This is a genomic window from Leptospira abararensis, from assembly GCF_016918735.1.
GTDB classification, from domain to species: Bacteria; Spirochaetota; Leptospiria; order Leptospirales; family Leptospiraceae; genus Leptospira_A; species Leptospira_A abararensis.
Genome location: NZ_JAFFPR010000010.1, coordinates 78,890 through 88,944, shown reverse-complemented (window position 1 = coordinate 88,944; position 10,055 = coordinate 78,890). Strand labels below are relative to the sequence as shown.

Below are 10,055 nucleotides of genomic sequence, written 5' to 3'. Positions count from 1 at the left end.
GACCTAGAAAAACTTTGAATTGGAATACACCTGAAAATGAAATACGGGCGCTTGTGCGCTAGATTCTTGAACCTACCATTGATGATGGGGAAGTCGCCCACTTACGCAAAGTATGCGATGAGATCTTTGGAGAAGAGAATTTTGTGGCATTGTTTCAATGGAAGCGTAGATCCAATGCAGACAATCGAAATCAGAACAATCTATCCTCAGATCATGAATATATTCTTAGTTACACAAAACTATCCCTATTCTCTTTTAAAGGAGAACAGATTGATAAATCAAAATATACAAATCCGGACAATGATCCAAGAGGGCCTTGGGCAAGTACAAATTTAAGCGGATTAGCAACTGCACAGCAAAGACCTAATCTACATTATCCAATAGTTGATCCAATTACTGGTATAAGTTATCCACCAAACCCAAATCGTGGCTGGTCAAAATCAAAACCCGTTGTCGAAAAAATGATCGAAGAGAAACGAATCCTTTTCCCAAAATCACCAGATGGAAGACCTAGGGAAAAAAAATTCCTCAATGATTTGAAAAGTGAGCTAACAGGATTCTCTAGTTGGCTTAATTCAGAAAAAGTTGGACTGACTACAACGGGGACAAGGGAAGTCTCAGATTTATTTGAAGTCAAGGCATTTGATTTTCCAAAACCTACTTCTTTGATTAAAGAATTTATCTACCAAGCTGTTACTGATCCCAACGACATCATCCTAGACTTCTTCTCTGGTTCCGCCACCACCGCCCACGCCGTACTGGCGTTAAATGCTGAAGATGGGGGCAATCGCAAATTCATTTGTGTACAGTTACCCGAACCCACTAGGACAAAAAAAGCCGATGGGACTTGGGAGGAATCAGAAGCCTCCAAGGCAGGATTTTCCACAATTGCTGAAATCGGGAAAGAACGCATTCGTCGTGTGATCGCGAAGTTGAAAGAAGAAGCTGGTGCAACAGGGACGACAGGTGGAAAAAAAACCGCAAAAATACAAGCATTCCAGGCAAAAAAAGAAGAGTCGCCTTCCTTGGGATTTGAGTCGGAAAATGACCAACTAACTGATAATAGAGGAGATAACGAACCACCGCGAAAACCTCAAGATTTAGGCTTTCGGGTGTTTACATTGGCACCGTCAAACTTCCCCGTTTGGAATGGCAATATTGAAAAAACCAAGGAAGCCGTGGAGGCCGCACTCGATGCAAACCAACCAGTTCTCCTCTCTGCCAATCCATTATCTAATACGGAAGAAGCCATTCTCTATGAGGTTTTATTAAAATCGGGAATTTCAGAAGCCCTTGCAAATCCTAATATCAAAATGGAGACTATTGCGGGAAAAACAGTCTACATCGCCGAAGAAACCGCCTACTATGTGTTAGGAAAAGAACATAATGCAGAAGTTTTTAATGAAATTATGCGGCGAAACCCATCGCTTGTGATTGCTAGGGAAGTGGGTTTTTCTGGAAACGATGTCCTTAAGGCCAACGTACATGCAGGATTCAAACAAATGAAAGACGTTAGTTTTCAGGTAGTATAATCGTGAAAATCCATTTTGAAAGTCTCGAATTCCAAGATACGGTCACAAATGCCACCTTATCTTTGTTTGAAGGTATGGAAAAAAATCCCAGCGGATTTTCCTTTTCCCTCTCTGGAGAAAAAGGATCTCTGTTTCAAACCGAACTTGGATTTGGAAACGCACTACTTTTGGAAGAATCTGTTTTGTATGAAAACTTAAGAAAGGTGCAGGACAAGTTTTATCTCGAAGCCACCACAAAGGAAGAATTTGAACGAAGTGGGTTACGGTTTACCATTGAGATGGAAACGGGAACGGGAAAAACCTATGTGTATCTAAACACAATTTTATCCCTCCATAAAATCTATGGTTGGTCAAAGTTCATCATCATTGTTCCCTCCATCGCTATCAAAGAAGGAGTTTTAAAAACCTTAGAAATGACGACAGATCATTTCCGAGGGAAGTTTGGAATTCCCCTTGTGAAAGGAAGCACTTATTCGCTTTACCAAGGTTCGGCGCCAAGTGCACTCCGTAACTTTGCCACCACCAATCAATTACAAATCCTTGTGATGAACATCCAAGCCTTTAACAGAGATTCAAATATCATCCACAAAGAAATGGATGAGTTGAATGGACAAAGACCCATTGATTTCATTCGGTCGGCAAAACCAATCCTCATCATTGACGAACCCCAATCCGTAGACAATACAGAAACCGCCCAGAACGCCATTGCTGAACTAAATCCCCTATTTCAACTTCGTTACTCGGCCACTCCGAGAAATCGTTACAACCCCATCTTTCGTTTGGGACCTGTGGAAGCCTTCCAAAAAAAACTGGTCAAACGAATTCAAATCCGATCCTTAGAAGTCACAGGAACAGAAAACGCTCCCTATATTAAACTGGAATCTACAGAAGGAAAACCTGGTGCTGGGTTTACAGCTACAGTCACAGTAAATGTCCAATCCAAAGGAAAAATTTCCAAAAAGAAAATCAAACTCAAACAAAAAGATGACCTTACTCTTAAAACGGAAAATTCGCATTACAACGGCTATGTTGTAGATACCATTAGTATTGAACCAGGAAATGAATTTTTACGATTCACTAACGGTACCGCACTTCTACTGGGAAAAGAAATTGGTTCCATTGCTCCGGTGGTACAAGACGAAAGGATCAAAGAAACAATCAAAGCCCATCTAGAAAAAGAAATGCAACTTTTAAGAATGGGAATCCAGGCCAAAGTATTAACTTTATTTTTTCTCGATCGAGTTTCCAATTATAGAGAATACAATGCTGATGGAACCACAGGTCTTGGTAAATTTGGAAAGGTATTTGAGGCTGCCTATTCAGAGTTAATCCAAAAACCTGAGTTTAGTGAATTAAACGCCCCATCCGTACAACTTGTTCATAATGGTTATTTTTCAGGCGACAAAAAGAAAAAAGGAAATAATGAGATTATCGAATGGAAAGACACTAAGGGTGACAGTGCCAAAGACGATGATACCTATAACCTTATCATGAGAGACAAAGAAAGGTTACTTGATCCCAAAGAACCTCTTCGTTTTATTTTTTCACATTCGGCCCTAAGAGAAGGTTGGGATAATCCCAACGTTTTTCAAATCTGCACGTTATTAGAAACACGCTCCGAATTTACCAAACGACAACAGATTGGTCGAGGAATGAGACTTCCTGTAGATATCAAAGGGAATCGAATTCAAAATGAAACTATAAACCAACTCACTGTCATCGTTAATGAAAGTTATATGGACTTTGTGAACGGATTACAAAAAGAATACAAAGAAGAATCGGGGATTGAATTTGGCAAGGTAAATTCTCACCAGTTTATGGATCTTATCTCCGAATTTAGTTCCAATACCACAAGCCCTGAAGAGAAACGAAAAAAAGCAGATGAACTTTTTGAAGTCTTAAAAAAATTGCGTTACCTAAACGCTGATGGTGCATTTACAAATCTGATGGAGAATGCCTTTCTCAATCCATCGGAATTTATTTTAGAAGGTGACTTTGTCGGACGAGAAGATACCATTCTGGAATGGCTAAGAGGATTAAATATCCAAACTTTCGTTCAAATCAAAAGAAATCCGGACAAAATCAAAAAAAATGATCTCCTCTGGAACCATCCAGAATTTTGGAAACTCTGGGATATCATCAAACAAAAAACTATATATAGATTTCAATTTGATTCCCATTCTATTATCACTGAATCGGTGAAACGCATTCGTGAGATCCAATGTGAACCAATGAAAGTGATCACTTCCATTGCGCAAGGCACAATTGCTTACGGTGGAGTTTCCGCTACAGAAATTCGTAACAAAGAATCAAGAGAAGTAACAAGTCCCTTCCCCCTTCCTGACCCTCTTGAATACTTACAAAAAGAAACGGATTTAACCAGAGAAACTTTAAAAAAAATCTTAAAAGATTCAGGATCACTTGGCGAGTTTGTGAAAAACCCCCAAAACTATCTCGAACGATCTGCTCAGCACATAAGAGAAGTCATACGAGAGATTGGAATTAAAAATGGATTAGAATATATTCCTCTAATCAATACTTACTGGGAACAATGGAATACCTCTGATCCAATATTTAAAGAATTTAAAGAAGTAATTTCTGACACGATCGAAACCAAAAAACACGGTTTATATGATAAGATGGAGACCGATAGCGATACCGAAAAAAGATTCGCTAGAGAACAAGAAGATTCAAGCATAGTTCAGGTTTTTACTAAGCTTCCACGCAAATTTATTGTTCCAACGCCAGTTGGGGAATATAACCCAGATTGGGCAATTGTTGTAAAAGAAGAAACTGGAGGTACTGAAAAGTTTCTCTATTACATTAAAGAAACCAAAGGATACAAAGATTTTAGTGATATTAGGTCTGAGGAAGAAAAACAAAAAATCGAATCTGCAAAAAAACATTTCCGATGTATCATTGATACCTATGAGACACGTATGTTAGCAGAAGGTGTCCCACCAGAAAAAATTCCAAAATTAGAATATAATGTAGTGATAGGTACTGGAAAACATGAGAATCCTTTTATCAACTTAAATGCGCATGAATCCGAACAGCCGAATCATTAATGGGTAAAGATAGATTGGAGTATCGAATCTTTCCCCTACTCCAACTCTTCAAAAGGAATGTCCAAGACTTCAAAGCCAGCGCAACCCAAAAAATCAAAATGCCACCATTCCGTTTTGTTGACTCGAAATCCATGGTTCGTCAGCACTTGAATTAATATCGTTCGATTTTTTAGAATTTCCGGGTCGCTTACCTGTGCCAAAGCCCAAGCTTCTTTTCGAAAGGAATCATATTCTGTCGGCATAGGAAGTTCTTTTTTCGTCTTTAGATCCACCAAAGTTAAATCAATCGCACAACCTTTGTTATGCCTAGATCCCGTTTTTGGTGATGCCACATACCTTGTATCTCCAATGATTTCAAAAAATTTGACAGTGGCAGAATAAGGCCTATAAGCATCAAAAACTTTGATCGAATATCCGAGTATTAAGAAATCTTTTTGTGCCGCATCCAAAGCGTCTACCACCGGCTTTCGTGCAAATGCTTTGGCTTCCTTATAGATCACTTGTTTGGTAAAATTGTTCGGAGTGGCATATTTGATATCCAAGACAATGTTCGGAATTTTCTTTTCTAAGTTGATGAGTTCTTTGCTGGGATTTTTTTTTACGGATTCTTGATAAGCGTAGTGATTCAAAACTATGAGATTGTGTTCCTTATTTTGTGAGATCAAAGTGATAAAGGGAATTGCGAATAAAATAGCGATGGTAAATTGTTTCATAGTTAGTGTTGAAAAAGAGATATTAGAAATACTGTTATGAGTAGTGTTTTTTGATTTGTAAAGTGACTTATTTACTCCAGTTTTCGATTCTTAAGTCTGGAATCATAGAGAAATGTTTTTCATTGTTAGTTACTAGTGTATAATTTAAAAATAGAGCAGTTGATCCGATAAGTAAATCGAAATCATCGATTGTTTTTCCTTTTTTCTGCAATGTTGTCTTTACTTCTCCGAAAGTTTCTACAATTCCTTTAGTCAATTCAATAACAGGAAATAGTTCGCCAATTCTATAAACAGTTGCTAGATTTTTTTCTCGGCTTTTAGATTTCTTAGCACCAAATATTAGTTCACCATAGGTGATTACAGAAATAGATTTTGAGATATTTTTTTTATCGATCAGATTTTTTTGAACGTGTTCGTTTCCTTTTAGATTATAGATAATAATGTCCGTATCAATCAAATAACTCATCAGTTATCCTTGATCGATTTTTTTTAGATCTTGCAGATTTAATTTCAGAAATTATTTCTTTAGCATTTTTGTCATCATGCCAGGAATTTGCGAGTTTAAGGAATTCTAAAGTTTGTAATTCAGTTTCTAAATTATCTCTTTTTAAATGATTTTCAATAATCATAACAACTTCTTGGCTTACTGAACGATGCTCTAGTTCAGCTCTTCTCTTTAAAGATTCATAAAGTCTACTGTCAATATCTCTGACTTGCAAATTTGCCATTGTCGAACCCTTATTTAATTATAGTATTATTTCATGAGTTTGCAATCATTTTTCATGAAATTTTTTAAAACACTACGCATACCGAACTAATAACGTGAACTCATCTTCAATTAAATTACTCAAGGAGTGGTTCGTACATCATCCAAGCAACGTTCTCAGTGACTAATTGGTCTTCCAAAATTTCCTTTGTGGTCTTTAAGATTTTTTTTCTGCGAATGGCATTCCTTCTGGTGTATCCACCCCAAGGTTCGGCATGAAATCCATGATAAGACTCATAAACTTGGTAAATAAAAGGAGTTTCTAGATCAGAGCGCCATTCCCCTTTGAGTAATCCATCTTCAATCCACAGATGCAATACAAACGGTTGTTTGGTTGTATTTTTAATCTGTAAGTCAATATAATTGTAGGACAAAGTGGCACCCGATCCAAAAGGAAGGGTTCGTTCCGAATCGGGAAAGATATCAAAACTATGCCTCCACCTTTCTTTCACTTCCAGGGGACTGTGGAGAGTCATCCAATAGATGAGATTGGCCATTTGACAAAGTCCACCGCCTGTACGTTCGATAAAACTTCCATTCTTCAATTGCATTCCAGGCAAATACCCTTTGGATTTAGTAGGTTTTCCAACAAGATACCAAAACGAAAACACTTGGTTTGGATATAAAATAATACCATCTAACTTAGAGATGGCGATTTCTAAATTTACCTTTTTGTTCTCTTGGAGATACATAGGCACATCTTTTAATTTACGATAGATGGGTGATGAATGTTTGAAAATAGAAATGGGATAGTGATGGATCAACTCTTCCGATGATAGTTTTGTGGTGGCAAATGATTTTCTGTCAAAAAACCAAACCAAGTAACGTTTCCATTGAAAATAAAGTTTACCAAAAAACAACCGAAGGTTTCCGCGTTGTACCTTTCGATGCATTCCAGGAATGGATTTTTTTTTGAAACTAAATCCCATAGGTTTGTTTTCTCTTTATAAAATGGGGGCGTTCGCGGTAAGGATTTTTCCAAGATTTGGCGATTGGCAGGAGTTTTGAATTTCGTTTTTCCAACCACAACCGATAACGTTTCCAATCCTCTTCTAAAACTAATTGGTATTCCCCTAATGGTTCTAGATACGAAAAAATGGGAGTATTTGGATCCATTTTACTTGCCCGCAAATTTTCAAATCGGATTCCATAAACTAACCTGTAAATTTTTGTGTTTGAAGGAAGTTCCGATAGAGCTTTTTCATCTGGCTCCCATGATAAACAATCTTTTCGAAATTGAAAATGGTAAAATTCACAAAATCCGTGGTGGGCTACAAGCAAACCATTGTTAGGTATCTCAGCGGCTCCTTCCCCAGGGTTCCACATTTGTTCATAGGGATGTCGAAATAAATTAGGATGTTGGTACAAAGTGTAAGACCATAAAAGGATACTCACACCAGTGACTATGCTTTGTTTCCAATTTGTATTGGTAAAAATCTCTTTGATAAGGAGGATCGACAATAGTATGCGGTATTGGATATCTGCAAAATGAAAGAGCGGTACTACGAGTAACAATCCCAGAAAGGCAATGGTGCTTCTGACCTGTTGGAAAGATTGCGGAACATTCTTTCCAAACACTAAAAAAAACCAATCCCATAAAATTCCCACTCCCGCAATCCCCAAGGCAACAGATAAAGGAAATGCTTCGGTATCAAAATGAAATCGTCCCCCAATATTAGCAGGTAGGACCAATGGAATGAGGAGAACCGATAGAAAAAGAAATGGATAAAACTTTTTTGGAACTTGGTAGAAAATCCAAATTCCGAGTCCCAAAAATCCCACCATCGAATGAAACCAGGCTGCACAAAGAAAACATATTCCTACATAAATCCATTTCCAACGAATCTGGTTTGAAAAATAAAAACCGATTGCGAGAAGGAGAAAACCTAAGGCCCAACTCTGTTTGGGATAAAGAAAACTCAGAACAAAAATCATCACACTTGGAATCCAAAGAGTGATAATTTTTTTTCTTACCGAATGGTTTTTGTTAGACTCACTTCCAGATTTCGCATTTGTATTTGTCTTCTCCCAATGATGAAAGACCAATTTTCTTGCGAAAAATAATGATACGAGTAACCAAATTACTGTTAGTATTTGAAATAAAAATAAAGACTCATCGCTGGTTCCCAAAATTTGAAACAGAAACGCAACGATATGAAATACAGGAGAAGGATCTGGTGAATGCAATTTCCCCGTTTCTAATAGGGAAATTGCTTGGACACCATACCAATAGATATCCTTACCAAACAAAAGGATCAGTTGGAGATTTGGACTTTTTTACCAATCATCTGCAATCCATTGACAGATTTTTTAACAGTCAGTGTGTCACCAAAAATAAGAGTCGATTCTGCATTCGTTGTTTCCGCATAAGGGCTATTCGAATCTAAACTTTGTGTGACCACTTTGTGATCCCGACCAAAAATTTTAATTTTGGCTTCTGTTGGAGACGCTTCTAACAAAACCCAATTTCCATCTAATACACGTTTTTCTGATACATCATCTTTCCAAATGACAAAGGAACCGTTGGATCGAAATACATAATCCAACCTACCTTCTGAAACATCACCGAACACTGCTTTATTGACCAGGTTAGAGAGAATGGTATTTTTAGTTTTGGAAAGGATCGATTGTTTGAACTCATCTGCATTTTTGTCGACAACTGTGAAACGTTTTCCTTTTTCACCAAGTAAGATAATTTCAGCGATCACTGTGTCTTTCCATGTCTTACCAGGTCGAACTTTTTGTATGGTGAATGTAAACTTTTTTCCTGAAAGTTTTTTTGGAAAAAATATTCTTTGTCCCCCTTGTTTGTCAGCGATTTTGATAGGAAAAGAATCGGATGCATTGGATACAAGTAACTCAGTTACCGAACCATTTTTATGAAAAAGTGCATCTAACCTTTGATAACCGTTAAAAATTTCTATACCCGACAAATCAACTTCGTCTTCTAATTCAATTTGGAAAGACTCACCAATTCCATCAGATTTATCACCTTCCACCCATGCAAAATCAATACTGCCATCAAACAAACTATATGCGGGGTAATTGGGAAGTGTGCTACTCGCAGTAACTTCGCCCAAAATAGGTTCTGGGTATAAGACATCTAATTTTTTGCCATTTTGAAAAAACGAAACTGTTTTGATTCCATTCCCTGAATCTGGTAGCAAATAAACTACATGAACTCCGTTAGATCTTATTTTTTGTGGAGTTTCTTTTGTGCAGTCGAAATTTGTCGCATAACTTCCATCTTTATAAAAAGCGACATATCCTTTTTTTTCTTGACATCCGATAGAAATTTCAGTAAAGAATGCGCGGCCGTCTGTTTTACCTGCTTGGTTCCATTTGGCACCATTAGAGAAAAAAATGGTAATCCCATCTAAGCTGGATTCTGGTTTCCAGTGTTTGCCTGCTTTGAATACATTGATTGGGCTTGTGCCGTCTGCGGAGGAAGCCGCTTGGATTCGTTCGATCACGATAGAATTTTCTACCGAACTATTTTTACAAAATAGGACAAGGAAAGCCAAAAGAGTTAGGATTATTTTTTTCAAAGGTTTTACCTCAAGCAGATACAAAGAATCCAAAACTCTTCCGACTTAGACAAGTAAAAAAATCAGGATTAAATCATCCCACCAAATACTTTTTTAAGTTCCTCACTTCGCATAGCACCGGAAATACGATGAGCTTCTTTTCCATTTTTAAAAAGAATCATTGTAGGGATTCCCGTGATACCATACTTTCCTGCGATTTCCTGTTTTTCATCTGTATTGATTTTAATTATGGAAACCTTACCTTTCCAGTCTTTGGCAAGTTTTTCCAGTTCCGGTGCCACCATTTGACAAGGGCCACACCAAGGAGCCCAAAAATCCACAAGGATCGGTTTGTCATGTGTTTGGACTAGTTCCTCAAAACTTTTTGGCAAATTTTCTAACATATCCAATTCTCCTAGAGATTAGACTCATATACCCGCCAGGGTATA

General features: G+C 37.5%; 9 protein-coding genes. 2 read left to right on the top strand and 7 right to left on the bottom strand.

Annotation, left to right across the window (positions count from 1 at the left end; translation table 11 throughout):
• Nucleotides 1-62 precede the first annotated feature (62 nt).
• Both JWG40_RS04130 and JWG40_RS04125 read left to right on the top strand, forming a co-directional pair.
• On the top strand, nucleotides 63-1,532 hold the full coding sequence (locus tag JWG40_RS04130) for a DNA methyltransferase (RefSeq protein WP_205284597.1): 1,470 nt from the start codon (nucleotides 63-65) through the stop codon (nucleotides 1,530-1,532).
• 2 nt (nucleotides 1,533-1,534) lie between these two features.
• Nucleotides 1,535-4,600, top strand: a complete 3,066-nt coding sequence (locus JWG40_RS04125) for a restriction endonuclease (protein ID WP_205284589.1) — start codon at nucleotides 1,535-1,537, stop codon at nucleotides 4,598-4,600.
• Between the two features lie 35 nt (nucleotides 4,601-4,635).
• Here the strand turns inward: JWG40_RS04125 and JWG40_RS04120 are convergent, their stop codons facing one another.
• The 7 genes from JWG40_RS04120 to trxA form a co-directional block, all read right to left on the bottom strand.
• Entirely contained in the window at nucleotides 4,636-5,313 is a 678-nt protein-coding gene (locus tag JWG40_RS04120; protein ID WP_205284588.1) for a M15 family metallopeptidase, read from the bottom strand.
• 67 nt (nucleotides 5,314-5,380) lie between these two features.
• Nucleotides 5,381-5,779 carry a type II toxin-antitoxin system VapC family toxin gene (locus JWG40_RS04115; protein WP_205284587.1) on the bottom strand — a complete coding sequence of 133 codons (399 nt, stop codon included), beginning with the start codon at nucleotides 5,777-5,779 and terminating at the stop codon, nucleotides 5,381-5,383.
• Nucleotides 5,763-6,041 carry a FitA-like ribbon-helix-helix domain-containing protein gene (locus JWG40_RS04110; protein WP_205284586.1) on the bottom strand — a complete coding sequence of 93 codons (279 nt, stop codon included), beginning with the start codon at nucleotides 6,039-6,041 and terminating at the stop codon, nucleotides 5,763-5,765. Before JWG40_RS04110 ends, JWG40_RS04115 begins: the two co-directional genes overlap by 17 nt.
• Nucleotides 6,042-6,156: 115 nt before the next feature.
• Entirely contained in the window at nucleotides 6,157-7,008 is an 852-nt protein-coding gene (locus tag JWG40_RS04105) for a VanW family protein (protein WP_205284585.1), read from the bottom strand.
• The gene (locus tag JWG40_RS04100; protein WP_205284584.1) at nucleotides 6,998-8,329 is read right to left on the bottom strand and encodes a V-type ATP synthase subunit I domain-containing protein; all 1,332 of its coding nucleotides are present in this window, start codon (nucleotides 8,327-8,329) and stop codon (nucleotides 6,998-7,000) included. The genes JWG40_RS04105 and JWG40_RS04100 overlap by 11 nt, the downstream gene beginning before the upstream one ends.
• A 5-nt stretch (nucleotides 8,330-8,334) precedes the next feature.
• Nucleotides 8,335-9,627 carry a discoidin domain-containing protein gene (locus JWG40_RS04095; RefSeq protein ID WP_205284583.1) on the bottom strand — a complete coding sequence of 431 codons (1,293 nt, stop codon included), beginning with the start codon at nucleotides 9,625-9,627 and terminating at the stop codon, nucleotides 8,335-8,337.
• Between the two features lie 68 nt (nucleotides 9,628-9,695).
• Nucleotides 9,696-10,010 (bottom strand): thioredoxin, encoded by a 315-nt coding sequence (gene trxA / locus JWG40_RS04090; RefSeq protein WP_205284582.1) that lies wholly within the window; start codon nucleotides 10,008-10,010, stop codon nucleotides 9,696-9,698.
• Between the last annotated feature and the right edge of the window lie 45 nt (nucleotides 10,011-10,055).